Annotated in this window: 22 protein-coding genes; 13 read left to right on the top strand and 9 right to left on the bottom strand. The window is 61.8% G+C overall.

Features of this window, described 5'->3' with window-relative positions:
- Nucleotides 1-34 precede the first annotated feature (34 nt).
- Together HU773_RS10600 and HU773_RS10595 are read right to left on the bottom strand one after the other, a co-directional pair.
- Nucleotides 35-1195 (bottom strand): cysteine desulfurase family protein, encoded by a 1161-nt coding sequence (locus HU773_RS10600; protein WP_186626327.1) that lies wholly within the window; start codon nucleotides 1193-1195, stop codon nucleotides 35-37.
- Between the two features lie 233 nt (nucleotides 1196-1428).
- Nucleotides 1429-1698, bottom strand: coding sequence for a hypothetical protein (locus HU773_RS10595; protein ID WP_115127884.1), 270 nt, complete (start codon nucleotides 1696-1698; stop codon nucleotides 1429-1431).
- A 315-nt stretch (nucleotides 1699-2013) separates the two neighbouring features.
- Between HU773_RS10595 and HU773_RS10590 the strand changes: the two genes are divergently transcribed.
- Nucleotides 2014-3117, top strand: a complete 1104-nt coding sequence (locus tag HU773_RS10590; protein WP_057960205.1) for a sigma-54 interaction domain-containing protein — start codon at nucleotides 2014-2016, stop codon at nucleotides 3115-3117.
- Here HU773_RS10590 and HU773_RS10585 read toward each other — a convergent pair.
- Entirely contained in the window at nucleotides 3106-3471 is a 366-nt protein-coding gene (locus HU773_RS10585) for an antibiotic biosynthesis monooxygenase (RefSeq protein WP_057960206.1), read from the bottom strand. The two genes, HU773_RS10590 and HU773_RS10585, sit on opposite strands and share 12 nt — an antisense overlap.
- A gap of 194 nt (nucleotides 3472-3665) precedes the next feature.
- Between HU773_RS10585 and HU773_RS10580 the strand changes: the two genes are divergently transcribed.
- The 9 genes from HU773_RS10580 to HU773_RS10540 all read left to right on the top strand — a co-directional run bounded on the left by HU773_RS10580 (nucleotide 3666) and on the right by HU773_RS10540 (nucleotide 10621).
- Nucleotides 3666-4121 (top strand): VOC family protein, encoded by a 456-nt coding sequence (locus HU773_RS10580; RefSeq protein ID WP_057441459.1) that lies wholly within the window; start codon nucleotides 3666-3668, stop codon nucleotides 4119-4121.
- A gap of 337 nt (nucleotides 4122-4458) precedes the next feature.
- The gene (locus HU773_RS10575; protein WP_186626326.1) at nucleotides 4459-5667 is read left to right on the top strand and encodes a PepSY-associated TM helix domain-containing protein; all 1209 of its coding nucleotides are present in this window, start codon (nucleotides 4459-4461) and stop codon (nucleotides 5665-5667) included.
- On the top strand, nucleotides 5667-6206 hold the full coding sequence (locus HU773_RS10570) for a PA2404 family protein (protein ID WP_057441455.1): 540 nt from the start codon (nucleotides 5667-5669) through the stop codon (nucleotides 6204-6206). Before HU773_RS10575 ends, HU773_RS10570 begins: the two co-directional genes overlap by 1 nt.
- The gene (locus HU773_RS10565) at nucleotides 6203-6532 is read left to right on the top strand and encodes a hypothetical protein (RefSeq protein ID WP_057441453.1); all 330 of its coding nucleotides are present in this window, start codon (nucleotides 6203-6205) and stop codon (nucleotides 6530-6532) included. The genes HU773_RS10570 and HU773_RS10565 overlap by 4 nt, the downstream gene beginning before the upstream one ends.
- A gap of 5 nt (nucleotides 6533-6537) precedes the next feature.
- Nucleotides 6538-7104, top strand: a complete 567-nt coding sequence (locus tag HU773_RS10560) for a DUF6162 family protein (protein WP_057960208.1) — start codon at nucleotides 6538-6540, stop codon at nucleotides 7102-7104.
- 34 nt (nucleotides 7105-7138) lie between these two features.
- The gene (locus HU773_RS10555; RefSeq protein ID WP_170045880.1) at nucleotides 7139-8059 is read left to right on the top strand and encodes a metal ABC transporter substrate-binding protein; all 921 of its coding nucleotides are present in this window, start codon (nucleotides 7139-7141) and stop codon (nucleotides 8057-8059) included.
- Nucleotides 8056-8802, top strand: a complete 747-nt coding sequence (locus HU773_RS10550; protein WP_057441447.1) for a metal ABC transporter ATP-binding protein — start codon at nucleotides 8056-8058, stop codon at nucleotides 8800-8802. The genes HU773_RS10555 and HU773_RS10550 overlap by 4 nt, the downstream gene beginning before the upstream one ends.
- Nucleotides 8799-9698, top strand: coding sequence for a metal ABC transporter permease (locus tag HU773_RS10545; protein ID WP_186626325.1), 900 nt, complete (start codon nucleotides 8799-8801; stop codon nucleotides 9696-9698). The genes HU773_RS10550 and HU773_RS10545 overlap by 4 nt, the downstream gene beginning before the upstream one ends.
- A complete protein-coding gene (locus HU773_RS10540; RefSeq protein ID WP_186626324.1) occupies nucleotides 9698-10621 on the top strand; it encodes a metal ABC transporter solute-binding protein, Zn/Mn family in 924 nt (307 codons plus the stop codon). Before HU773_RS10545 ends, HU773_RS10540 begins: the two co-directional genes overlap by 1 nt.
- A gap of 1036 nt (nucleotides 10622-11657) precedes the next feature.
- On the opposite strand, the gene HU773_RS10535 is transcribed toward HU773_RS10540, so the two are convergent.
- The 5 genes from HU773_RS10535 to HU773_RS10515 all read right to left on the bottom strand — a co-directional run bounded on the left by HU773_RS10535 (nucleotide 11658) and on the right by HU773_RS10515 (nucleotide 16423).
- Nucleotides 11658-11882, bottom strand: coding sequence for an MbtH family protein (locus HU773_RS10535; protein ID WP_032862749.1), 225 nt, complete (start codon nucleotides 11880-11882; stop codon nucleotides 11658-11660).
- 79 nt (nucleotides 11883-11961) lie between these two features.
- Nucleotides 11962-13374 carry an aspartate aminotransferase family protein gene (locus HU773_RS10530; protein ID WP_169989328.1) on the bottom strand — a complete coding sequence of 471 codons (1413 nt, stop codon included), beginning with the start codon at nucleotides 13372-13374 and terminating at the stop codon, nucleotides 11962-11964.
- Nucleotides 13375-13526: 152 nt separating this feature from the next.
- Nucleotides 13527-14300 carry an N-acetylmuramoyl-L-alanine amidase gene (locus HU773_RS10525; protein WP_057439142.1) on the bottom strand — a complete coding sequence of 258 codons (774 nt, stop codon included), beginning with the start codon at nucleotides 14298-14300 and terminating at the stop codon, nucleotides 13527-13529.
- A gap of 123 nt (nucleotides 14301-14423) precedes the next feature.
- Entirely contained in the window at nucleotides 14424-15743 is a 1320-nt protein-coding gene (locus HU773_RS10520; protein WP_057960212.1) for an ATP-binding protein, read from the bottom strand.
- A complete protein-coding gene (locus HU773_RS10515) occupies nucleotides 15743-16423 on the bottom strand; it encodes a response regulator (RefSeq protein ID WP_057439143.1) in 681 nt (226 codons plus the stop codon). The genes HU773_RS10520 and HU773_RS10515 overlap by 1 nt, the downstream gene beginning before the upstream one ends.
- A gap of 171 nt (nucleotides 16424-16594) precedes the next feature.
- On the opposite strand from HU773_RS10515, the gene dsbD reads away from it, so the two are divergent.
- The 3 genes from dsbD to dsbG are packed head-to-tail and all read left to right on the top strand — an operon-like array spanning nucleotide 16595 to nucleotide 19931.
- Nucleotides 16595-18325, top strand: a complete 1731-nt coding sequence (gene dsbD, locus HU773_RS10510) for a protein-disulfide reductase DsbD (RefSeq protein WP_057960213.1) — start codon at nucleotides 16595-16597, stop codon at nucleotides 18323-18325.
- A complete protein-coding gene (locus tag HU773_RS10505) occupies nucleotides 18325-19194 on the top strand; it encodes a TlpA disulfide reductase family protein (protein ID WP_186625766.1) in 870 nt (289 codons plus the stop codon). Before dsbD ends, HU773_RS10505 begins: the two co-directional genes overlap by 1 nt.
- Entirely contained in the window at nucleotides 19170-19931 is a 762-nt protein-coding gene (gene dsbG / locus HU773_RS10500) for a thiol:disulfide interchange protein DsbG (protein ID WP_057439145.1), read from the top strand. Before HU773_RS10505 ends, dsbG begins: the two co-directional genes overlap by 25 nt.
- A 129-nt stretch (nucleotides 19932-20060) precedes the next feature.
- Here the strand turns inward: dsbG and HU773_RS10495 are convergent, their stop codons facing one another.
- Nucleotides 20061-23483 (bottom strand): hypothetical protein, encoded by a 3423-nt coding sequence (locus HU773_RS10495; protein WP_186625767.1) that lies wholly within the window; start codon nucleotides 23481-23483, stop codon nucleotides 20061-20063.
- Nucleotides 23484-23527 lie beyond the last annotated feature (44 nt).

Here is a 23527-nt window from a genome sequence, read left to right as displayed (position 1 = left end):
CTCTCCTGCTAAGCACTCATAATTGTTATGTATTTCAAACCGCCCAAAAGGCCGGTGCGCTGGCCAACGAGTTCTTGATCAATTGCACCGCCTGATCGATATCCTGCCCGGTGGTAAACCGCCCCAGGCTCAAGCGAATGGTGCGACCGGCACTGCGCGCATCATGCCCCAGGGCAAGCAGTACATGGGAGGGCGCATTGCTGGCTGAATTGCAGGCAGAGGTCGCCGAAAAAGCGATCCCGGCGCTCAAGGCCGCCGAATTGAACTCGCCTTCGCTGAAGGTCAGGCTCAAGGTGTGGGGGATCCGCTGGGTGGCGCTGCCGTTCAGGCGCACGCCGGGAATGTCCAGCAATTGCTCAAGCAAACGCTGGCGCAGGGCGACAATACCTGCCGACTCTTCGGCAAAGGATTGCGCGGCCAACGCGAAGGCACTGCCCATGCCTGCAATCTGGTGAGTCGCCAGGGTTCCCGAGCGCAGCCCGCCTTCGTGACCACCGCCGTGGATCTGCGCCGTGACGTTCTGCTGCGCCCGCGGCCCGACATACAGCGCACCGATGCCTTTGGGGCCATACAGTTTATGCGCCGAAAACGACATCAGGTCCACCGGCCAGTGCGCCAGGTCGATCTCGACTTTGCCCGCCCCTTGCGCCGCGTCCACATGCAGCAGCGCACCATGCTCACGCACCCGCGCACCAATGGCCGGGATGTCGTTGAGCGTGCCCAACTCATTGTTGACCAGCATCAACGACACCAAAAACGTGTCTTCGCGCAGCGCCTGGCTGACCGCCTCGACGGTAATCAGGCCATCGGCATCCGGCACCAGGTAGGTCACGGCAATCCCGGCTTGCTGCAATTGGCGGGCGGCGTCCAGCGTTGCCTTGTGCTCGATCTGACTGGTGATGATATGGCCACCGGCCACGCCCCGCGCCTGGGTCACACCCTTGAGCGCAAGGTTGTTGGATTCGGTAGCACCCGAGGTCCAGACGATCTGCTCGGCGTGGGCGCCGACCAACTCCGCCACCTGACGGCGCGCTTGCTCGACCGTGTGCCGGGCCTGTTGGCCAAACGCATGGGAGCTGGACGCAGGGTTACCGAAATTGGCGTTGAAACCCAGGCACTCGACCATGACCTGGATGACCCGCTCATCCACCGGGGTGGTGGCGGCGTAGTCAAAATACAGAGGACGTTTATTCATGACGTTTAGAGACCCGCAGAGCATGTTCCCGAGATCAGCGTCTCAGGGGCAGCGACCAGTACAGAGTTCGTCAGGTTAACCTGATCGGATGCCGTTAAAGAAAGACCACTTTATTTAAAAGTGCGTAGGAACGCTCCTGAAATTGAGCTTAACAGGCTCGACGAAAAGGATGGAAAACAAAAAGCCCGAAGTTCCTGTACGGAACCTCGGGCTCTGGGACGCCGCAGTTTGTCTCAGCTCGGACGGTCATGCAGGGTGACGTTGCGCTCGGCATTCATTTCACCCTGGCGATCAAAGCCCATTGGCGCCTGTGGCCGGGCTGCGAGTTCAGTTTTCTTCTGTTGATATTCATCAAACGACAAACCCCGCCGGTTCAGCCCTTCCATTGCCAATTGCCGGCTCTCCTCGACGGAGTACGGGCGCAATTCAGGCGCCGGATGGCTCGCACAACCAGCAAGAAAAGAGGCGACCAGCAACAAGGCAACAGAAAGTGAATGGTTCATGACGAAGGTCCTGCGAATTGGGCGTTGAGGCAATGGACACAGGCTACTCCCGCCTTTGCATCGGGAAAAATCATCCTCTGTGATAGTCGCTATCAGTCAATCCTTCATATTTCTTTTTGTTCTATAAATATATAAACACATTTGTTTACGGAATAAAAAAGACCCTCTATAACAGACTCCCAGCGTCGCAACTGCCTCCACGAGCCGCTCGGCCTCGCCACTGAACGCCTGCAAGCGGCGCAGGCCTGGTACGAGGTGGCGCACCGCGTTGGGCCAGCCCCTGCCGACATCCACGTCCTATTCCTTGAGGTGCCCATGCAGCTTTTGACCCTTGCGCCCTCGCCCGCACTCGCCACGTCGATTCGCGCCACCGCGCAAGTCTTCGAAGACCCCAAATCCCGGGCCTTGCTCGCGCATATCCAGCAAGTGGCGCCCAGCGAAGCCAGCGTGCTGATCATCGGCGAAACCGGCACCGGCAAAGAGCTGGTGGCCCGCCATATCCATAACCTCAGCGCCAGGCGCAACCGACCGTTCGTGGCGGTGAATTGTGGGGCGTTTTCCGAATCCCTGGTGGAAGCGGAGTTGTTCGGCCATGAAAAAGGCGCGTTCACCGGAGCTCTCGGCGCCAAGGCTGGCTGGTTCGAGGAGGCCGACGGCGGCACCCTGTTCCTCGATGAGATCGGTGATCTGCCCATGGCCATCCAGGTCAAGCTGCTGCGCGTCCTGCAAGAACGCGAAGTGGTGCGCCTGGGCTCACGCAAGAGCATTCCGATTGATGTGCGGGTGCTGGCGGCGACCAATGTGCAACTGGAAAAAGCCATCAATGCCGGGCATTTCCGTGAAGACCTGTACTACCGCCTGGACGTGGTCAGCCTGGAACTGAGCCCCTTGCGCGAACGCCCCGGCGATATCCTGCCCCTGACCCGGCACTTTATCGACACCTACAGCCAGCGCCTGGGCTACGGCCCCATCACCCTCAGCCCCGAAGCCGAGCACAAGCTCAAGGGCTACAGTTGGCCGGGCAATATCCGCGAGCTGGAAAACGTCATTCATCACACCTTGCTGATTTGCCGCAATGGCCTGATTGAACGCGATGACCTGCGCCTGTCGAACATGCGCATCGAGCGCCAGGATGATAACCAGCACAGCCTCGACCACAGTGCCGAAGCCTTGCTGGAGCGTGCCTTCCAGAAACTGTTTGACGAACAGGCCGGTGCCTTGCATGAGAAAGTCGAGGACGCATTGCTACGCGCCGCCTACCGCTTCAGCCACTACAACCAGGTACACACCGCCAACCTGCTGGGCCTGAGCCGCAATATCACGCGTACGCGCCTGATCAAGATCGGCGAACTGGCGGTCAACAAGCGCCGCCCAGAGGGAAGCCTGCAAGGTGAGCGCATGCTGCATCTATCGATATAGGCTGCACGCCAACGCGTTGTCGGCGCTGCGCTCGATACTGCGCAGCACTTGGAATGAGCCAAAGGTCACGGCAGTGGCCCGATGGGCACGAATCAATGCCCAGAAGTTCTCGCCCTCGCGCTCCAGCCGCTGGAACGCCGTATCACCGTCTTCGCGTGCCTGCCATTGCAGGTAGTTGAGCACCCGCCGCCCGTCATCACTGACCAGCACACTGGCACTCAGAAACCCCTCATGGCCTTGGGCCAGGCGCTCGGTCTGCTCGGACAGCGCCAATACCAGCGCGGACTGCTGCCGGGGCTCGATCTGAAACTCGATCACTTGGGTAAAACCATGACTTTTCACTGAAGCTTGCATGACAAATCCCCTTTAGCTGTAGGTGCCACGCAGGGTAAAACCTCTAGTTAAGTTAAGGTCAAGCCTCTGTTTGAGAAACTGTTGAATGCACCTTTACAGGGCAGTCGTCGGTTGCCCGCAGGCCACGAATGGCCTGACCTATAGTGAAAAGACCGGAAGACCCGGCCCCTCCCCCCCCCCTCAAGGAGAGCGAAATGAGCGTTAAACCCATTCCCGATGGCTACCACAGCATCACGCCCTACCTGGGCATCGACAAGGCAGCTGAAGCCATCGAGTTCTACCAAAAAGCCTTCGATGCCACCGTTTTCATGCGCCTGGACATGCCAGACGGCAAGGTCGGCCATGCCGAACTGCGCATTGGCGATTCGCCGATTATGCTGGCCTCGCCCTGTGATGAAATGGCCTTCGGCAGCCCTGGAGCGCACCCCACCAGCGTTGGCCTGCATCTGTATGTGAAGGACGTCGACGCACAGTACAAACAGGCGATCGCGGCAGGCGGCACGGCTATTTCCGAACCCAAGGATCAATTCTACGGCGACCGCTCCGGCACGTTGAGGGATCCCTTCGGACACGTCTGGTTCCTCGCCACTCATATAGAAGAGCTGACCGAGGAACAGATTCACAAGCGCGCCAAAGAGCTGTTTGCATAAGCCCCGATCCCCTAAAGCCCGCGCGGGGCTGCGTAGCTGCCCCGACCAGCAAGACCACCTGACTCTTGCAGAAACATCGAGTAGCCAGGTTTTGGGGCTGCTGCGCAGCCCAACGCGGGCAAGCCCGCTCGCCACACTTTTTTGTGCTGACTAACTGAACAGCAATGAGCCCCAACAGGGGTTTCCCGCGCACCTGAAACATTTGCTTTCATTTCTGCCTTAGGGTTTTGCGATTCTCATCCGTCTTAACTTAGATACAGCCCGTCGCGTAAGCAAAAGCTACGACCGGCCTTTCCCGGGCCTTTTCTGCCCTCCTCCGATCAAGACCCCCATAGACATGTCGAAGAAGTCACGCTCCAAACTCTGGTTTCTCGTCCACAGCTGGCTGGCATTGCCCATCTGGTTCTTCGTACTGATCGTCTGCGTCACCGGGACCTTGGCGGTGGTCAGCCAGGAAATCGTCTGGCTGGCCAACCCGGAAATGCGCGCCAGCAAGCCATCGGACGATGCCGAACTGCTCACTTACGACCAGATCCTCGCCGCGATCAAGCAGGCCGAGCCAAAGGCCATTGTCGAGTCCATCGTCCGTCCGGACGAATCGCATTTTGCGCTCGACGTCGACATCAGCTACCCCGACGGCCGCTCCGTGGCGGTCTACGTCAACCCGTACACGGGGGTCATCCAGGGCATCAGCCCATCGTTCAACTTCCGCCAGTTCACCCGCGCCTTGCATGGCTGGTGGCTGGTGCCGTTTACCAATGGCTTCAGTTGGGGCTGGTACCTGGTGTCGTTCCTCGGGCTGCCGATGCTCGCGTCGCTGGTCACAGGCCTGGTGGTGTACAAACGGTTCTGGAAAGGGTTCTTCAAACCGACCTTGCGCATCAAGCACGGGGCGCGGATTTTCTGGGGCGACTTCCACCGCCTGAGCGGCATCTGGTCGATCTGGTTTATCGCGGTGATTTCCATCACCGGCACCTGGTTCTTGATCCAGGCGCTTCTCGCGGACAACCAGATCACCATCTCCAGCCAGCCGATCGTGCCGGTGATCTCCCGGGACAAGGTGCCGCTGTCGGCCCCCGGTGTACCGGCACCGATGATCGCCCTGGACGATGCCATCAACATTGCTACCCAGCGTATCCCCGGCTTCGACGTCAGCTTCGTCGGCTTGCCAAGCAATGCCTACAGTCACCTGAGCATCGGCGGCCGCGGCTGGTACCCGCTGATGTTCCAGACGGCCGACATCAACCCCTACAACGGTGAAATCGCCGCCACGCACCTGCTGTCCGACCGCTCGGGCCTGGAGTTCGTCACCGAGTCCATGCGCCCGCTGCACACCGGCGACTTTGGCGGGATCTGGATCAAGCTGGTCTGGTTCTTCTTCGGCCTGTTGCTGAGCATGATGGTCCTCAGCGGTCTGTTGATCTGGAGCAAGCGCACGGCCCTGGCCACGCTGCACGCGCTCAAGCGCAGCACCAAGGCTACGCGCAATACGGCGCCGGCCAACCCCATCGGCGCCATGCAGGCTGAAACCTCGGAGGGCAAATAATGAGCAAGGCCACCACCGTTCAAGCGCCCTCGCCACTGCGCGCCTTCTGGCTCAAATGGCGCTTTCACATCAATATCCTGCTGTTGCTGGTGCCCCTGGGCTTTATGCCCAAGTACTTTGCCGACGTCGCACTGTTTCGCGGCGACGCCGGCCTGGGCGAGCGCGAGGTCGGTGAAGTGCAGGTCGGCCCGTGGAGCATTACCCTCGCCGAGTTGCGCAATGAAGCGCCCCGCCCCGACCCGGCCGGCCCGATGAAATCCTTCAACGCCGCCCTGTGCGCCACCTGTGGCGACCAGGTCAAGGCCACCTACCTGCGCATCGGCAAGCCCCGCAGCCTGCGGGCCGCCGGGGTGATTTTCTTCGGCACCCCATACCGCATGGGCGCTGTGCTGCCGATCCCGGAACGCACCCCGCCCGACGCCGAACTGTGGATCACCATGGAAGGCTGGGACGGCAGCATGCAGCAGGCCTCCATTCCCTTGAGTCAGGCTTCGCCTGCCACCGTCGCCTGGTTGAACAAGCAAGGAGTTAAACCATGACTTTACTGCGCCTGACCCGCGCCTGCGCCGTGCTGATCCTCAGCCTGGGTGCAAGCAACTACGCCCTGGCCCACAACCCGATGTGCGAATGCAAGGAGATACCCGGCGAACAGATCCAGTGCACCGGTGGTTTTTCCGACGGCAGCGGCGCGCCCGGCGTGACCCTGGATGTGATCGGCTACGACGAGACCATCCTGGTGCCCGGCAAACTGGGGCCCGACTCGACGTTGACCTTCAAAAAACCTGCCGCTGAATTCTATGTACTGTTTGACGCCGGTCCCGGCCACGTTGTCGAGATCGACCAAGCGGATATCCAGGCGCCATGACCCCCATGACCCCAGGCAGCACCCAGGTGGTCCGGCCCGCCGGTGCCGGGCACGAAACCCTCTACGTCCTGCTGCTGTGCCTGATCATCCTGGCGGTCGCCGGCACGGTGGTGTCCCTGCACGGCGAAACCCAGGCCGTCGAGGCCGTGGCCAGCCACCAGTTGGACGCCCGCCGCGACCTGAGCGCGGCCGAGCAAGGCATCTATGCCGACCTGCGGGTGACCCTGGATGAAATCCAGTTGCTGGCGCAGGAACAAAGCACCCTGCCGACGCCGGCGCAACTGGCCGAAGAAGGCTTCGCGCCCTTCGCCCAGGACGCCAGTTCGGTCAGCCGTGGCGACCACCACTGGCAATTGCTGGCACCAGCGGCGTACCTGGGCCTGAGCCAGGCCAACGACACCAGCGGTTCACTGCTGATGCGCGTCAACGGCGCCGAGCCGGATATCTGGCTCAACCGCAGCGCCAACCTGGCCGCCCCCACCGACCTGAGCGACCAGGGGCTGATCGCCGCAGGCTGGCAGCAGGTCGTTGCGCAATTCGACGCTGGCGTCACCCGCCAGCATCGCCACTGAATTCATGCTGTCTCCGAGAGAAGATCGATTACCCATGTCTATGTCATCTCCCTTGCTCCGCCTGCTGCTGGTGGGCCTGTTCAGCGTGTTGCTGAGCCCCCTGGCCAATGCCGAGGCGGCCAAGCGCCTGCGTATCGGTATCACCCTGCACCCTTACTACAGCTACGTGGCAAATATCGTCGGCGACAAGGCCGAAGTGGTGCCGCTGATTCCGGCCGGCTTCAACCCCCATGCCTACGAACCGCGCGCCGAAGACATCAAGCGCATTGGCACCCTGGACGTGATCGTGCTCAATGGCGTCGGCCATGACGATTTTGCCGACCGCATGATCGCCACCAGCGAGCGTCCGGACATCCCGGTGATCGAGGCCAACGCCAATGTGCCGCTGCTGGCCGCCACCGGCAACGCGGCCCGTGGCGCCGGCAAGGTGGTCAACCCGCACACCTTCCTGTCCATCAGCGCGTCCATCGCCCAGGTCAACAACATCGCCCGGGAACTGGGCAAGCTCGACCCGGACAACGCCAAGACCTATACCCAGAACGCCCGTGCCTATGGCAAGCGCCTGCGCCAGATGCGCGCCGATGCCCTGGCCAAGCTCACCAGCGCGCCCAACGCCGATCTGCGGGTGGCCACGGTGCACGCCGCCTACGACTACCTGTTGCGCGAGTTCGGCCTCGAAGTGACCGCCGTGGTCGAACCGGCCCACGGCATCGAGCCAAGCCCGAGCCAATTGAAGAAAACCATCGACCAACTGCGCGAGCTGGACGTCAAGGTGATCTTCTCGGAGATGGATTTCCCGTCCTCCTACGTCGATACCATCCAGCGTGAGTCGGGGGTCAAACTGTACCCGCTGTCGCATATTTCCTACGGTGAATACAGCGCCGAGAAGTACGAAGTAGAAATGACCGGCAACCTCAATACCGTGGTCCGGGCGATCCAGGAGTCGGGGGCATGACCGCGGCTGAACACCTGAATGTGGCCAGCATCGGCCCGACGATTGAGTTCGATAACGTCTCGCTGACCCTGGGCCGTACCGCGATCCTCGATAGCGTCAGCTTCCAGGTACAACCGGGCAGCATCCACGCCCTGGTCGGCCCCAACGGCGGCGGCAAGAGCTCGCTGATCAAGACCCTGCTGGGGCAGACGCCACACCAGGGCCAATTGAGCCTGCACTGGCCGAACACTCCCGGCACCATCGGCTACGTGCCCCAGGCCCTGGAGTTCGACCGTGGCCTGCCGATGACCGTCGACGACTTCATGGCTGCCATGTGCCAGCGGCGCCCGGCGTTTCTCGGCTTGTCCCGGCATTACGCCGGGGCGATTGGCGAGGCGCTGGAGCGCGTGGGCATGCAAGACAAGCGCAAGCGCCGCATGGGTGCGCTGTCCGGCGGCGAGCGCCAGCGTGTGCTGCTGGCCCAGGGTTTGATCCCGGCGCCGCAACTGCTGGTACTCGATGAACCGATGTCGGCCCTCGATGAAGCCGGAATCCAGGTGTTCGAACGCCTGCTGGGCGACTGGCGCCAGGCCGGGATTACCGTGCTATGGATCGAGCACGACCTGGAGGCCGTGGGCCGCCTGGCGGATCGCGTCACCGGCCTGAACCGCCGCCTGCTGTTTGATGCCACGCCCAAGGAGGCACTGACCCCGGAACGCCTGCTGACGCTGTTTTCCACTCACCCACGGAGCGCAGCCCAATGAGCTACGAAGCCTTTCGCTTGATGGTCCAGGGCTGGGCTTCCTCCGGCTACTTGCCGGAAGCCCTGGCCTATGGGTTTGTGGTCAATGCCTTGCTCGCCGGCCTATTGATTGGCCCGGTACTCGGTGGCCTGGGCACGCTGGTGGTGGTCAAGCGCTTTGCGTTTTTCTCCGAAGCCGTCGGCCATGCTGCGCTGACCGGCGTGGCCGTGGGCATTCTGCTGGGGGAACCCTACACCGGGCCTTACGGCAGCCTGTTCGGCTACTGCCTGTTGTTCGGCATCCTGCTCAATTACCTGCGCAACCGCACCGGCCTGGCCCCCGATACGCTGATCGGCGTGTTCCTCTCGGTGTCCCTGGCCCTGGGCGCGAGCCTGTTGCTGATCCTGGCGGGCAAGATCAACGTGCATATCCTGGAAAACGTGCTGTTTGGTTCGGTCCTGACCGTCAACGGTAATGACCTGGCGGTGCTGGCGGTGGTCGGCTCACTGGTGACGGCCCTGGCATTGCCGCTGTACAACCGCATCATGCTGGCCAGCTTCAACCCGCAACTGGCCGCCGTGCGTGGCGTGGCGGTGAAGACCCTGGACTACCTGTTCGTGATCCTGGTGACGTTGATCACGGTGGCGGCGGTCAAGGTCATCGGTGCGATCCTGGTAGGCGCACTGCTTGTGATCCCGGCCGCCGCGGCTCGGCTGTTGAGCCAGTCACTCAAGGGCTTCTTCTGGATCTCGGTGGTGATTGCCACGCTCAGCACCCTATGCGGGATTCTGTTGCCGATCATCTTCGACCTGCCTATCCCGTCCGGTGCCGCGATCATCCTCGTCGCCGGCATCGCCTTCGCCCTGGCCGCCATCGCGCGCGGCACGGTCCCCAGCCTGAAAGGGAATCTCGGATAATGCGCCCCGTTCTACGCCCCATCGCCCTGGCCATCGCCTGCCTGATCAGCCCCCCGCTGCTGGCAGCCGAAACGGCCAAACCCCTGCCGGTCGCCGCCCACGCCGCCAAACCGGTCAAAGTCCTCGCGGCCTTGCCCGTGACCTACGGCCTGGCCGCCACCCTGCTCAAGGGCACTGCGGTCATGCTGGAGCGTGCGGCACCGGCCAACCTGCCGGGTTCGCGCCAGACCTCGTACTTTACCGGGCGTGGCGCGCCGGCCTTGCATAGCCTGGCGCTGGACGCCGATGCGGCGATCGGCCTGCGCTCGCTGTGGCCGGATGACCCGCTGTACCCAGTGGCCCGGCGCAGCAATATCCGCATCGTCGAAGTGGACGCGGCGCGCCCGGTAGACGGCGGTCTGCCAGGCGTGGCCCTGCAACCGGGGACTGTGGATGGCCTCAATAGCCAGCCGTGGCAGTCGAGCAACAACCTGGGGCGCATGGCCGATGTCATGGCTGCCGACCTGAGCAGGCTGGCGCCCGGCGCCAAGGCCCAGATCGACGGCAACCTGGCCAGCCTCAAGCAACGCCTGCTCAAGCTGACTGCCGACAGCGAAGCCCGCCTGGCCCAGGCCGATAACCTGAGTGTGGTCAGCCTGAGTGATCATTTTGCTTATCTGATAAGTGGATTGAATCTGGAGTTGGTCAGCACCGATCCGCGGCCGGATGCCGAGTGGTCTGCGCAGGCGCTACAAATGCTGACGACCAGCCTGAAGGACAACGACGTGGCGTTAGTGCTGCACCATCGCCAACCGGCTGAGGCGGTGAAAGCGGCTATCAGTGCAGGGGGGTCGAAGTTGCTGGTGCTGGGTACTGACGGTGCGGACCCGGTAGCGGAATTGGAAGGGAATGTGGATCAGGTGATCAAGGCCTTGGTGCCCTGAAAGCAAGGCAATACCCCTGTGTGTGTGCGAGCTTATGTGGGAGCGGGGTTGTGTGGGAGCGGGCTTGCCCGCGATGGCGGTGTATCAGTCAACTAATGTATCGACTGACACTTAGCCATCGCGGCATAGGTATCTACACAACTCTTTTATCTAGTGCTTATTGGGTTTGTTTACATATCCGTTGCTGCGGTCACGGCCACTTAGGGTTCCGCCCTTACGGCGGGTCACTTTTGGAAAAGAGCCCGGAGTGCCGGCCCAGCCAAAAGTAACCAAAAGGGCTCCTGCCCCACCACTCGGTGCCTCGCCTAGGCTCGGCATGCCCGCAGTCAGGCATTGCTCCGTGGGCCCGCCGCGATCGGCCATCCATGGCCGTGTCGCGGCTACCCCGGCATCCATGCCGGGGTGCCCACTGCGCAATACCTGCCTGCGGCCATCGTGGTTTAACGGGGCGCCTGAGATCAAGATCAAAAGCCAGATCAAAAGCGGAGCAACAGCAAAGCCGGGGTGCGAAGCTGCATTCCCCTGTGGGAGCTGGCTTGCCTGCGATGGCGGTGTATCAGTCGATAAATGTATTGGCTGGTACACCGCCATCGCAGGCAAGCCAGCTCCCACAGGTACACGCTCACGCTTCGACAATCAGGTCGGCTGTCAGGCCGCCTCGCTTTGCTTGTGATTTTGATCTTAGGCGCCCCGTTAAACCACGCTGGCCGTCATCCGATTTTGATTTGGGGGGTAACCCGGCAGGACGCCGGGTTAGCCGCGCTGGGCCATGGATGGCCCATCGCGGCGGCCCCCCAAATCAATGTCGGATGGCGGGCACACCGAGCCTGGGCGAGGTGCCGAGTGGTGGGGTAAGAGCCCTTTTGGTTACTTTTGGCTGGGCCGGCACTCCGGGCTCTTTTCCAAAAGTGACCCGCCGTAAGGGCGGAACCAATAGCCGCCATGACCGCAGCAACGGATATGTACACAAACCTAAGAATCACTAAAGAGATGTGTAGCCCATCCCAGACAAGCCCGCCCCCACATTTGCTTGTGTTCAGCCAGCAACAACCTGCGCATCCATCTTCTGGCGCAAGCTCAGCGGGCGCATATCAGTCCAGACTTCTTCGATGTAAGCCAGGCACTCTTTCTTCATCCCGCTTTTACCCACGGTGCGCCAGCCCTCTGGCACGGCCTTGTAGTCGGGCCAGATGGAATACTGTTCTTCATGGTTGACCACCACCTGGAACAGGATGTCTTCGCGGTCAAATACTGAGGTCATTGCGGTTCTCCGTCACTCAAAGGCTGCCACGCACTGCGCGTGGCTGATGTATGTAGGAACGTATAGCGGCGCAGGAAAATTAGAGGCTGGCCACGGCCGCCGCCAAAGCCCGGCCGAAGATCTCTGCCACGCGGTCGATTTCTGCGCCGGTGATGACCAGCGGCGGCAGGAAACGCACCACGCTGCCATGGCGCCCGCCCAGCTCCAGAATCAACCCGCGCTTGAGGCACTCGCGCTGTACCAGCGGCGCCAATTGTCGATGGACCGGCGGGTGCCCCTGGACATCCGGCGTGCCGCTCGGGTTCACCAGTTCCACGCCCAGCATCAGGCCGCGCCCGCGGATATCCCCCAGTTGTGGAAAGTCCCGCTGCAGGATGCGCAGATGTTCACTCAAGCGCTCACCCATGGCGGCGGCGTGGTCGGCCACGTTGTGCTCCTTGAGGTAGCGCATCACCGCCGACCCCGCCGCCATGGCCATCTGATTGCCCCGGAAGGTGCCGGCATGGGCGCCCGGCAGCCAGGTGTCGAGCCACTCGCGATAGACCACCACCGCCAGCGGCAGGCTGCCGCCAATGGCTTTGGACAACACCACCACATCCGGAACAATGCCGGCATGTTCAAAGGCAAACATCTTGCCGGTGCGCCCGAAACCGCTCTGGATCTCATCCACGATCAGCGCCACCCCGGCCTGCTCGGTAATCCGCCGCAGGCCGCGCAGCCAGTCGAGGTCGGCCGGGATTACGCCGCCCTCGCCCTGCACCACTTCGACGATCACCGCCGCCGGTAGCAATACGCCGGCCTCCGGGTCGTTGAGCAGGTTTTCCAGGTAATGCAGGTTGACCTTGACCCCCTCTGCCCCACCCAGGCCGAACGGGCACCGGTAGTCATAGGGGAATGGCAGGAACTGCACGCCGTTGGCCAGCAAGGCACCCAATGGCTTTTTCGGCCCCAGACAGCCCATCAGGCTCAACGCGCCCTGGCTCATGCCGTGATAACCGCCCTGGAACGACAACACCGTGCTGCGCCCCGTGGCGGTGCGTACCAGCTTCAGCGCGGCTTCCACCGCATCGGTGCCGGTGGGCCCGCAAAACTGGATCTTCGCCTCCCGCGCCAGCTCCGCAGGCAGCAGGCCGAACAGATCCTGCACAAACTGATCCTTGACCGGCGTGGTCAAGTCCAGGGTATGCAGAGGCAACTCGTCCTGCAGCACCTGCTGGATCGCCTCGATCACCACCGGGTGGTTATGCCCCAGGGCCAACGTACCGGCCCCGGCCAGGCAGTCGATAAAACTTCGCCCCTCGACGTCCTCGACATAAATGCCCTTGGCCCGCTTGAGTGCCAGGGGGATACGCCGTGGGTAACTGCGGGCATTGGACTCCTGCAGGCGCTGGCGGGCCAGCAGCGGTGATTCATCGAACTGGTAAAGCGTTTCCGCCGGCGTCGGGCTGGCCGACACCTGCAAATCGTCAATGCGACTGGTAGCGACTGACATCTCTAGATCCCTCAATACGCGGATGATGGTGACCAAACTGCCAACCCGTTGACGTCTGGCCCCCAAAGGGCATGCGCACGGATTTCCTGTTCTGGAAACGCTTCAGCGGCGTGAGGATTTACACCTGGGTCGTTGAAAAAACGGCGAATGGCTCACTCGCCGGCACTGCTGTACCTTTCGTTCAACGCATAGAGAATCGCGCAGGTGTCGATATCCAGTTGCCCACGATAGTCGGCTGGCCGGAAGTGCATCTGGAACGCACGCACCCGTTGCTGGAACGCCTGGCGGTTTCGTGCCGGGGCGTAGCCGTAGCGCTGAAAGGCCCGTTCGATCTCCACCTCCTGGGGCAAGCCCATGCGAAAGCGGCGCACATAGGCGTTTTTGACCTCTTCATCGAACCAGGCGCCAATGCCCGCCTCGAACAAGCCGTGCCAGGGCAGCCGTGGACCCGGGTCACTTTTGCGCCAGAACGCCACATCCGAATGGCCGACGATATCGGTGGCGCCGATCTGCGGATGACGGGCGCAAATGTCGTGGATCAGCGCGATCAGTACCTCGATTTGCTCCGCCCCGTAGGCAGGAAAGGTAAAAACCCCGCCATCGTCGCGAGCCAGATTGACGATCTCGATGCCGATAGAGCGCGTGTTGACGTTATCGCGGCCCGCCCAATGACTGGCCCCCGCATGCCAGGCGCGCTGATGTTCATCCACCAGTTGAAATACCCGCAACTCGTCGTAGCCGGCGTCTCGATAACCCGCCTCGAGGGGGTCGGGCAGCAGGTAATGGGCACTGACACCCTGCTGCGTCAGGGTGCGCAGGGAAGAGGCGAAGGGCGCGGCGGTGTAATGCACCACCAACTGGCGCACGGCTTCGCCATTGCGTTGATTAAAATCCTGGGCGGGGTAAGTGGAGTCGATGACCAACATAGGCGCTGTCCTTTTCAATACAGGCTGAGTCATTCAGCCGGCAAACCTGCAAACACAAAAATTAACGCCATCCTGAAGCACCGGGCCTGAGGATGGCGGTAGTTATGTGGGTGCAAGGAAAGATCAGCGTCGCAGCGGCATCCCCAGGTCGACCCGCAGGCCGTCGGGCTGGCTGTCGAAGGCCAGGGAACAGGAACAGCGCTGGACAATCGCCTGCACGATGGCCAGGCCCAGGCCACAACCACCGCTGTTGCCATTGCGCCAGAAACGTTGAGTCAGATGTTGCAGGTCTTCGCTGGAGATCGGCGCGCCGTGGTCGCGCACGCGGAACACCACCTGATTGCCCTGGGTAAACACACTCAATTCCACCCGCGTATCGGCCGGGGTATGGCTCAGGGCGTTATCCAGCAGGTTGCGCAAGGCGGCAACCGCCAGGCCCACGGGCATTTCCACCGGATTATCGGGCAGGTTGTCCGGCAAGATCAGGTCGATGCGCCGGTTGTCGCCGGCGTTGGCGTCCTGGATCGCCAGGCGCGCCACCTGCTCGGCGCTGGACTGCAAGCCGTCATCAAACGACAGGCTGCCCTCGACCCGCGCCAGCAGCAGCAATTGCTCAAGGGTGCGATGCAGGCGGTCGGCGCCCTCCTCGGCATGGGCCAGGGATTGGTCGCGGGCCGCGCCGTCGGTCATGCGTGCCACTTGCAGGTGGGTCTTGATCGCCGTAAGGGGGCTGCGCAGTTCGTGGGCGGCATCGCCCGTCAGCCGGCGCTCGCGCTCAATGGCCTTGGCGATGCGTTGCAACAGCTGGTTCTGAGTGTCGAGCAACGGCTTGAGCTCGCTGGGCAACGGGTGAATCTGCAAGGGCTCGAGGGAGTCGGCGCTGCGGCGCATCAAGGCATCGCGCATACGGTTGAGTGGCACCAGGCTCTGGCCGATCCCCAGCCACAACAGGCACAGGCAGCCCAGCAGAGCCACGCCCACCGGCACCGAGGCCGCCAGCAGGATCGACATATTCAGCGCCTCGCGCTCCACCTGGCGGTCGGCGGTGGTGATAAACAAATCGCCCCGGGCCAGGGTAAAGCTGCGCCAGGCGGCGCCGTCGATGATCTGGTCGCGAAAGCCACTCTGCCGGGATTCCAGGCCCTGATCCGGGGTGGTATGGCTGCGCGCCAGGACTTCGCCACGCAGCGAACTGACCTGGCACGCCATGCCCCCCGGCACATTCAATTGCTCGGCGCCAAAGCGTTTGCCCTCGCCCACACTGGCCAGGCCGGGCATCTGCTCCATCAGCCCGGCCACCATGCGCGCCGACGCCACCAGCCGCTGATCCAGGGAAAACATCATCTGGTTACGCAGGTCGTTGAGCATCCAGGTCGCTGCCAGCACCCAGATCAGCACAAAAGCGGCGCCCAGCTTGAACGTCAGGCGCAGACGCAGACTCATCACGAAGCGTCCTCTCCACCGTCCGCCGGGCCCAGGCGGTAGCCCAGGCCACGCACGGTCTCGACAATGCCATTGCCCAATTTGCGGCGCAGGTGGTGGATATGCACGTTGAGGGCGTTGCTTTCCAACTCGTCGTTAAAGCCGTAGACGCTGTCTTTGAGCTGCTCGCTGGACAGCACCCGGCCACGGTTGTGCAGCAGTGCCTGCAACAACGCCTGTTCACGGCGGGACAAGTCCACCGATTGGCCGCCCAACAGGGTTTCCCGGCTGCTGGGGTTGTAGGTCAGCCGGCCATGCTCGATCAGGTTGACGCTACGCCCGGCCACCCGGCGCAGCAGGGTTTGCAGGCGGGCCGCCAGTTCACGCAAGTCGAAGGGCTTGAGCAGGTAATCGTCGGCGCCGGCCTGCAGGCCGTCGACCCGATTGGTCACCGAATCCCGCGCGGTGAGGATCAGCACCGGAATCTCCAGGCCTGCACTGCGCTGTTGTTGCAGCAGTTTCAGGCCGTCTTCATCCGGCAGGCCGAGGTCGAGCACCATGATGTCAAACTCCGCCGCCTTGAGCATCGCCCGCGCGGCTGCGGCCGTGGCTACGCGCTCGACCGTAAAGCCCTGGGCGCCGAGACCGGCAACGATGCCACTGGCAATCAGGTCATCGTCTTCACAGACCAGTACGTGCATGCTGAACCCTTTGCAAAAATGCTGATTTAAAGGAGGGCGGATTAAGCGCGCATTATGCCGGCAAAAGAGGCGCGCCTCGAAAATCCCTACACTCTAGAATAGCCCGGTTAATCATCGGTTAATCAGCACCCCACATTGTGTGCCCCACTTGCATCGAACTAAGGCTTGACCATGCGGCATCTGTTTATCTTCCTGTTGGTGTTGTTCACCGGATTGGCCCAGGCCGCGCCTGGCAACAATCCGTTCGAGACCAAGGCCGAGTTCCTCCCGGTAGGCAAGGCCTTCACCTTTACCTCCGAGCGCCTGGCTTCCGGTGAAACCCAGCTGTATTGGCAGATTGCCGACGGTTATTACCTGTACCAGCAACGCATGAAATTCGAAGGCCTGGCCGAACAGCCCGTGCTGCCCCAGGGCGAAGCCCATAGCGACGAGTTCTTCGGCGAGCAACAGGTGTACCGCCAGGGTCTGGAAGTGAAGCTTCCGGCCGGTGCCACCGGCAAGGTCAAGCTGGGCTGGCAGGGCTGTGCCGATGCCGGCCTGTGCTACCCACCGCAATCGCTCACCGTGGACCTGGGTGGTAACCCCGCCGTGGCCGCCACCGCCGAGGCCCAGGATGAAAGCCTGGCCAGTGGCCTGCAGCAACGCAGCCTGGGCTGGAGCCTGTTGGTGTTCTTCGGCCTGGGCCTGCTGCTGGCGTTCGCCCCGTGCTCGCTGCCGATGCTGCCAATCCTTGCTGGCCTGGTGGTAGGCAGCGGTGCCAGCCCACGCCGTGGTTTTGCCCTGGCCAGCAGTTATGTGGTGTGCATGGCCCTGGTGTATGCCGCCCTCGGCGTGCTGGCCGCGCTGGCCGGCAGCAACCTCGCCGCGCTGCTGCAAACCCCGTGGATCCTCGGCAGTTTCGCCGGGTTGTTTGTGATCCTCGCCCTGCCGATGTTCGGCTTCTTTGAACTGCAACTGCCGGCCTTCCTGCGCGATCGCCTGGATAACGCCAGCCGCCAGCAAAACGGCGGCAGCCTGGTCGGCGCCGGGGTGCTCGGCGCCTTGTCCGGCCTGCTGGTGGGCCCGTGCATGACCGCGCCCCTGGCCGGCGCCCTGCTGTATATCGCGCAAAGCGGCAATGCCCTGCACGGCGGCCTGATCCTGTTTGCCATGGGCATCGGTATCGGTGTGCCCTTGCTATTGCTGGTGACCGTGGGCAATCGCTTCCTGCCCAAGCCGGGCACCTGGATGAACGTGCTGAAGGGCGTGTTTGGCTTCCTGTTCCTCGCGACCGCCGTGTTGATGATTCGCCCGGTCGTCGACGAAAGCCTGTGGCTCGGCCTGTGGGGTGTACTGGCGCTGGTCATGGCCTACTGCGGCTGGAGCCTGGCCCGTGAGTACGGGCTGATCGCCAAGGCACTGGGTGCCGGCTCCCTGGTCCTGGGGCTGTGGGGCGCGATCCTGGTGATCGGCGCCGCCGGTGGCAGCGACGACCTGTGGCAGCCGCTCAAGGTCTTCGGTGGCTCGACGGTGGCCGGCGCGCCGACTGCCCATGACAGCTTTATCACCCTCAACGACCCGGTAGCCCTGCAAGCCCAGCTCGACAGCGCCAAGGCCCAGGGCCAATGGGTGCTGCTGGACTACTACGCCGACTGGTGTGTGTCGTGCAAAATCATGGAAAAACAGGTGTTCGGCAAACCCGAAGTGATGGACGCCCTGAAGGACGTGCGCCTGCTGCGCCTGGACGTCACCGCCGACAACGCCGCCAGCCGTGAGTTGCTGGGTCGCTACAAAGTCCCTGGCCCACCGAGCTTCGTCTGGATCGGCCCCGACGGTGCAGAGCGCCGCGCCCAACGCATCACCGGCGAAGTGGATGCCGCAGCCTTCCTGCAACGCTGGACCCAGACCCGGGAAGCACTCTGATGCTGACCTTGACCATCGGCACCTTTGCCATTGCCTTGAACCATCTGCTGCTGATCAGTGCGCTGACCCTCGCCACAGTCGTGGGCTGGCGCGTGGCCAAGCGGGGCGGCGAGAACCCCGAATCGGTGCTGTTCAGCCTGTTCCTGCTGGGCATGCTCAGTGCGCGTATCGGCTTTGTCTTGATGTACTGGTCGTACTACCGCGACGACCCGTTGCAGATCGTCGACCTGCGCGACGGCGGTTTCCTGGCCTGGCCTGGGGTGATCGTGCTGATCATCGCCGCCCTGCTGTGGAGCTGGCGCCGCCCGGCCCTGCGCAAACCGCTTAGCGCCGGTGTGGTCAGCGGCCTGGCCTTCTGGGCACTGGCCAGTTTCTCGTTGAACATCTACGAAAAAGGTACGCGCCTGCCGGACATCGCCCTGCGCAATGCCGATGGCGAAACCGTGCAACTGGCTGACTACCAGGGCGGCCCGCTGGTGATCAACCTCTGGGCCACCTGGTGCCCGCCCTGCCGGCGGGAAATGCCGGTACTGGAAAACGCCCAGAAGCAGCGGCCGGACGTGACCTTCCTGTTCGTCAACCAGGCCGAAAGCATGCAAAGCGTCAGCACCTACCTGGCTACCCAGGGCCTGAACCTGGACAACGTGCTGTTCGACGCCAGTGGCCGCCTGGGCCAGGCCGTGGGTTCCATGGCCCTGCCGACCACCCTCTTCTATCAAGCCGATGGCCGGCTGATCAACAGCCACCTGGGCGAACTGTCCCAGGCCAGCCTGGCCCGCGCCATGGAATATTTCGACCCCATGGACAAGACTGCCGCCAAGACGGCCCCTGCAAGGAAACCCTTATGCCCCGCCTCCGCCACCTGCTAACCCTGCTGCCCCTGACCCTGGCTGCCAGCCTCGTCCACGCCGAAGAATGGCCGGCGCCGATCAAACAGATCGAAGCCAAGGGCGCCAAGATCATCGGCAGCTTCGACGCGCCGGGCGGGCTCAAGGGCTATGCCGCGCAATACCAGAACCGCGGCATGGCGCTGTACCTGACCGCCGACGGCCAACACGTGATCGCCGGCAATCTGTATGACGCCAAGGGCAATGACCTGAGCACCGCACCCCTGGAAAAGCTGGTCTACGCCCCAATGGCCAAGGAAATCTGGGCCAAGATGGAACAGAGCAGCTGGATCCAGGACGGCGATAAAAACGCGCCGCGCACCGTCTACCTGTTCAGCGACCCCAACTGCCCGTACTGCAACATGTTCTGGGAACAGGCACGGCCCTGGGTCAAGGCGGGCAAGGTACAGTTGCGCCACATCATGGTCGGGATTATTCGCGAAGACAGCCCGGGCAAATCGGCGGCGCTGCTGGCAAGCAAGGACACAGCCCAGGCCCTGGAAGAACATGAGTCTGCCGGCAAAGCCAGCAAGCTCAAGGCCCTGACCAAGATTCCGGCCCAGATCCAGGCCAAGCTCGATGCCAATATGAAGTTGATGGAGGAGTTGGAGTTGTCGGCCACGCCGGCGATTTTCTATCTGGATGACAAGGGCCAGTTGCAGCAACAGCAGGGGGCGCCGTCGCCGGATAAGTTGGGGAAAATCCTCGGGCCCAAGTGACTCGGATTAACCACACGCCACTAACAAGAATGCCCGCACAAAGCGGGCATTCTTGTATCTCGTTGGTCCAATACCTAACGGCCGAACCCGAGCGTTTGCTCACCCCTTTTCTGCAGGGCGGGCATTAGCTCAATGACGATAAGTCTCGCCACCATGCCAGATGGTTAGCGAATCAATCGCTCCATGCACCAGACACAAAACGTCAATACGGACTATTTTTGCTCCGTTTTCAGCCTCGAAATCGACCCAGGTCCTAGTCGCTGCCTCACGTGTCCCAAGTAGCTGATTATTTTCACCAAAGAACCTGAACGTCGCGATATCGGTGCCGGTATTTGCATAACCGAATCTCACCCGCGCGCATCTGAACTTAAACTTCAGACGTGATAGCTGCATTGTATTAGCGCTACCGCAGCGCACTGCCAATGCCTTGCCCTCAATCATTCCCGGCACCAGTTCTCCGGCAGTTCTGACTGGATGAAGCCCAATTCCAGGGGGAGATGAGGCTGGTAATTCAAAATCCAATAAGCGCGTATTGATGATAGTCCCTGCCCCCAGATACTCCTGGTTCGGATAACTCTCAAAATCATCAAAATCGGTTAAGAAATTGGCCCGGATAATCAGCTCCAGAATCGGAAACGCCAGCGCTTCACTTTCATGGGTACTGCCATCGGCGGTCACCTTACAGGTAAACATCAGGCGGCTGAGGTCCTTCAAGAGCTCAAGTTCGAAACGCTGTAGCGCCTTTTTCAAACCTGTACTCGCTTCACCTGCTGTCACCCCCTGCCCCAAGTAAACGTTGATCGTATAAGGGTTGCCATTCTTTTGGGTACCGACGCCCCGCAACCATACTTTCTGGTCCGGCAAGATAAACCACCAGGGTTCAACGGTGATATCCGCGTTCCCATTAAAGGTGCGCAAGTCCAGAATATTGTTGGTTGCCTGCGGCACCACCGGCGCTGGCAAACGTACCGGCACACTGATTTGCAGATCGAAATCCGGGGAAGTCGCCACTTTGCACAGGCTGGTAACGGTGTAGTTGATCTTCACCGTCTTGCCAATCCCACGAATCACCGCCTCCCGGGGGATATGGAAATCCACGTAATCCGGGTCATTGCTGCCAGGCTTCGAGGTCAGCGGCAGGCAGGTACCGTCTGCGCGTTTCCAGCACACGCTGATTGCATGGCCGGGGCTGATCAGGTCATAGGCCACTCGCACCGTCACGCCATCGCGGCCGTTGTATACCGTGAGCTGCGAGCCTACCGCTTCGCGCACCTTGGGCGCTTCGAGTACCAGGTCCTCCTGGGCAATTTCGAGGGTCAGCGATGCAAATTCCTTGGCGCTGGCCTTATCGGACTCGCCATTGAAGTTCACCGCGAAATGCACTTCAAAGGCACTGCAATCCGCCAGTTTTTGCAGTTCGTTGCGCGCCAGTGCCGCGGTGACGCCACCGGCCAGCCATTCCTCGGTTACCGCCTGACCTTCCAGCACCTCAAAACGGTAGGGGCTGCCATCCTCCAACTCACCCGTCACCCACAGCCAGCAAGGTTGGCCCAGGGCCAGATAGAACCAGGTAGCCACCATCGCTGTGGCATCGCCCCCAAAGGTATTAAGGTCCAACGTGCTGCCCGTGGCCTGTTCCACCGCAGGCGAGGGCAGGCCGCTCAGATCCAGGACCTGCACCTCTTTCACCGGCGACTCCCAGGAGCCACCGCAGGCACGCGACACATTGTAAGAAACCGATATTTTCTGACACAGGTTGGCGCTGATCGCAGAGGCCGGAATCGGGAACACCATGTTTCGCTCATCTACACCGACAGTACGACACTCCAGCGCCGGCGAACCGAGCCCTGGTGTGCCGGTAAACGTCGGGCACACCCAATCCCCCGGACACATATGCCCGTACGCTACCTGAAGATGCGCGCCCTCCACCGTGTTCACCGGGTTGAGTAGCCAGCCGTCGGCGCCGCAGTCTACGGACTCGACGAGATGGGGGGCCGTCAACTCCAAGTGGGGCTCGGTGAGCAGATTCACCAGCAGTGAAGGAAAAGACCTGTAGACCGGCCTTGAATCCTTACGCGGAAGAAACTCGACACTAAAGAGAACATACAACTGGCTGTCATGTTTGAGCGCCGCCAGTTGGGCCCGAGACAAGGTTCTGGTCCAACCGCTACGCACGTCTTCTTCAGTAATCGGCGCGTCATCAAAAGGGAGCAGCCGGGCTTTCGAGCCATCCGGGTAAACACCACCGATAAACAACTGAATAACCTGGCTGGTGCCGATAAACGGCCAAGGCGCGACATGAACAGTCACCGGGTCATCACAGCACATCCCTCCAAGGTCCAGGGTGTTGAACGGCGCTTCGAAAATCTGCGGCTGGGGCAGGTTGGCCGGCAGTGGGATCCTGACCACACCTTCAGGCGACGTGTACGGCTCCCCATCCCGGGTCACGGTATAGGAGAAATGCGCGAAGTTATCCAGGCGCATGCCCACGTATTCCGGCGGCACATGGAAGTCGATGCACCCCTCCTCTACGCCATACTGCGGTGCAATCGGCGCGCAATCACCGAAGGTGGATTCCCAGCACAGGGCAATATGGTCCGTGCTCTGCATATCCTCGTAACAAACACGTACCGTGGCCCCCTCCAACAACTTGAGGGGATCAACCTGGCCCTGGCCTTGCGCCTCGACCAATGTCGGGGCTTGCAAATGCAGGGAGGTATCGACAAACAACAGCGCCGTGTTGCGAGGATGAAACTCGTGGGCGTTTTCGGGCAGTCGGGTTTCGTAGATCGGATCGACCGGTACCGGCGGCTTGGGATCGGTGCCATCAAAGATCACGGCGATATGAAGGGTCAGTGCCGAATAGTCTTCCCGTCGCGCCATCCAGCCCCGTGACAGCTTGAACTCAAAGACATGATCGTCATGGGCTTCGGCCTCCATGACCACATGGTCCCGCGCCACCCAGCTAAACGCGAACGGCGGCTTGTGCTGATCACCGGCCACATTGATAAACAGGCGCTGCCCGGCCTGAATCATGGGCCAGGCGTTAAGGCGGATGGTCTCATCGCCCCTGAATGTCTTCATATCCAGTTGCCAGGTGCTATGGACATACTGGGCATGCTCAAACTTCGGCAGCGACTCCTTGAGGTCCGCCTCCCTGATCTGCTGGACCTCCAACTCCAGCACCAGCGATTCCTTCAACTGGCCCGCCACCCGCGCGGTGTACCAGACCAAAACCGTATGCCCAATGCTGGTGCTGACCGATTGCCAGGGAACCTGAATATCAATACTGCCGCTGGTACTGCCCGGTTGCACAACAGGTTCAAACACCGGCTCGTCCTGGCCCTTGATCGCCCAGTACAAGGTGATAGGACCCGTGCCCATCCCCGTAAAAGCGACGGTCGCGACAGTGCCGTTTTTCGCCTTGATGGGGTCCAGGGTGTTGTTATTGACGGCGTAGCGAATCTGCGGATAGGGCAATTCGACAGCAACCTCGGCAGGTGCCTGGGTAGCCGCCAACGGTGGGCTTTGGGGGGTGGTTTTTTTGACCATGATGCGACCTCCTGTCTGGGAAAGATAACCAGCAAGCCTGCTGG

The sequence above is a fragment of the Pseudomonas shahriarae genome, from assembly GCF_014268455.2.
Taxonomy (GTDB): Bacteria; Pseudomonadota; Gammaproteobacteria; order Pseudomonadales; family Pseudomonadaceae; genus Aquipseudomonas; species Aquipseudomonas shahriarae.
This window is presented reverse-complemented; position numbering and strand designations above follow the sequence as displayed.

What these genes read in the sequence shown, in the direction of transcription:
- HU773_RS10495 (WP_186625767.1), bottom strand. Translation starts at nt 23,483, where the DNA reads ATGGTCAAAAAAACCACCCCCCAAAGCCCACCGTTGGCGGCTACCCAG.
- dsbD (WP_057960213.1), top strand. Translation starts at nt 16,595, where the DNA reads ATGCGGCATCTGTTTATCTTCCTGTTGGTGTTGTTCACCGGATTGGCC.
- HU773_RS10515 (WP_057439143.1), bottom strand. Translation starts at nt 16,423, where the DNA reads ATGCACGTACTGGTCTGTGAAGACGATGACCTGATTGCCAGTGGCATC.
- HU773_RS10570 (WP_057441455.1), top strand. Translation starts at nt 5,667, where the DNA reads ATGAGCAAGGCCACCACCGTTCAAGCGCCCTCGCCACTGCGCGCCTTC.
- HU773_RS10535 (WP_032862749.1), bottom strand. Translation starts at nt 11,882, where the DNA reads ATGACCTCAGTATTTGACCGCGAAGACATCCTGTTCCAGGTGGTGGTC.
- HU773_RS10600 (WP_186626327.1), bottom strand. Translation starts at nt 1,195, where the DNA reads ATGAATAAACGTCCTCTGTATTTTGACTACGCCGCCACCACCCCGGTG.
- HU773_RS10550 (WP_057441447.1), top strand. Translation starts at nt 8,056, where the DNA reads ATGACCGCGGCTGAACACCTGAATGTGGCCAGCATCGGCCCGACGATT.
- HU773_RS10590 (WP_057960205.1), top strand. Translation starts at nt 2,014, where the DNA reads ATGCAGCTTTTGACCCTTGCGCCCTCGCCCGCACTCGCCACGTCGATT.
- HU773_RS10565 (WP_057441453.1), top strand. Translation starts at nt 6,203, where the DNA reads ATGACTTTACTGCGCCTGACCCGCGCCTGCGCCGTGCTGATCCTCAGC.
- HU773_RS10555 (WP_170045880.1), top strand. Translation starts at nt 7,139, where the DNA reads ATGTCTATGTCATCTCCCTTGCTCCGCCTGCTGCTGGTGGGCCTGTTC.
- HU773_RS10595 (WP_115127884.1), bottom strand. Translation starts at nt 1,698, where the DNA reads ATGAACCATTCACTTTCTGTTGCCTTGTTGCTGGTCGCCTCTTTTCTT.
- HU773_RS10585 (WP_057960206.1), bottom strand. Translation starts at nt 3,471, where the DNA reads ATGCAAGCTTCAGTGAAAAGTCATGGTTTTACCCAAGTGATCGAGTTT.
- HU773_RS10540 (WP_186626324.1), top strand. Translation starts at nt 9,698, where the DNA reads ATGCGCCCCGTTCTACGCCCCATCGCCCTGGCCATCGCCTGCCTGATC.
- HU773_RS10575 (WP_186626326.1), top strand. Translation starts at nt 4,459, where the DNA reads ATGTCGAAGAAGTCACGCTCCAAACTCTGGTTTCTCGTCCACAGCTGG.
- HU773_RS10530 (WP_169989328.1), bottom strand. Translation starts at nt 13,374, where the DNA reads ATGTCAGTCGCTACCAGTCGCATTGACGATTTGCAGGTGTCGGCCAGC.
- HU773_RS10520 (WP_057960212.1), bottom strand. Translation starts at nt 15,743, where the DNA reads ATGAGTCTGCGTCTGCGCCTGACGTTCAAGCTGGGCGCCGCTTTTGTG.
- HU773_RS10525 (WP_057439142.1), bottom strand. Translation starts at nt 14,300, where the DNA reads ATGTTGGTCATCGACTCCACTTACCCCGCCCAGGATTTTAATCAACGC.
- HU773_RS10505 (WP_186625766.1), top strand. Translation starts at nt 18,325, where the DNA reads ATGCTGACCTTGACCATCGGCACCTTTGCCATTGCCTTGAACCATCTG.
- HU773_RS10580 (WP_057441459.1), top strand. Translation starts at nt 3,666, where the DNA reads ATGAGCGTTAAACCCATTCCCGATGGCTACCACAGCATCACGCCCTAC.
- dsbG (WP_057439145.1), top strand. Translation starts at nt 19,170, where the DNA reads ATGCCCCGCCTCCGCCACCTGCTAACCCTGCTGCCCCTGACCCTGGCT.
- HU773_RS10560 (WP_057960208.1), top strand. Translation starts at nt 6,538, where the DNA reads ATGACCCCAGGCAGCACCCAGGTGGTCCGGCCCGCCGGTGCCGGGCAC.
- HU773_RS10545 (WP_186626325.1), top strand. Translation starts at nt 8,799, where the DNA reads ATGAGCTACGAAGCCTTTCGCTTGATGGTCCAGGGCTGGGCTTCCTCC.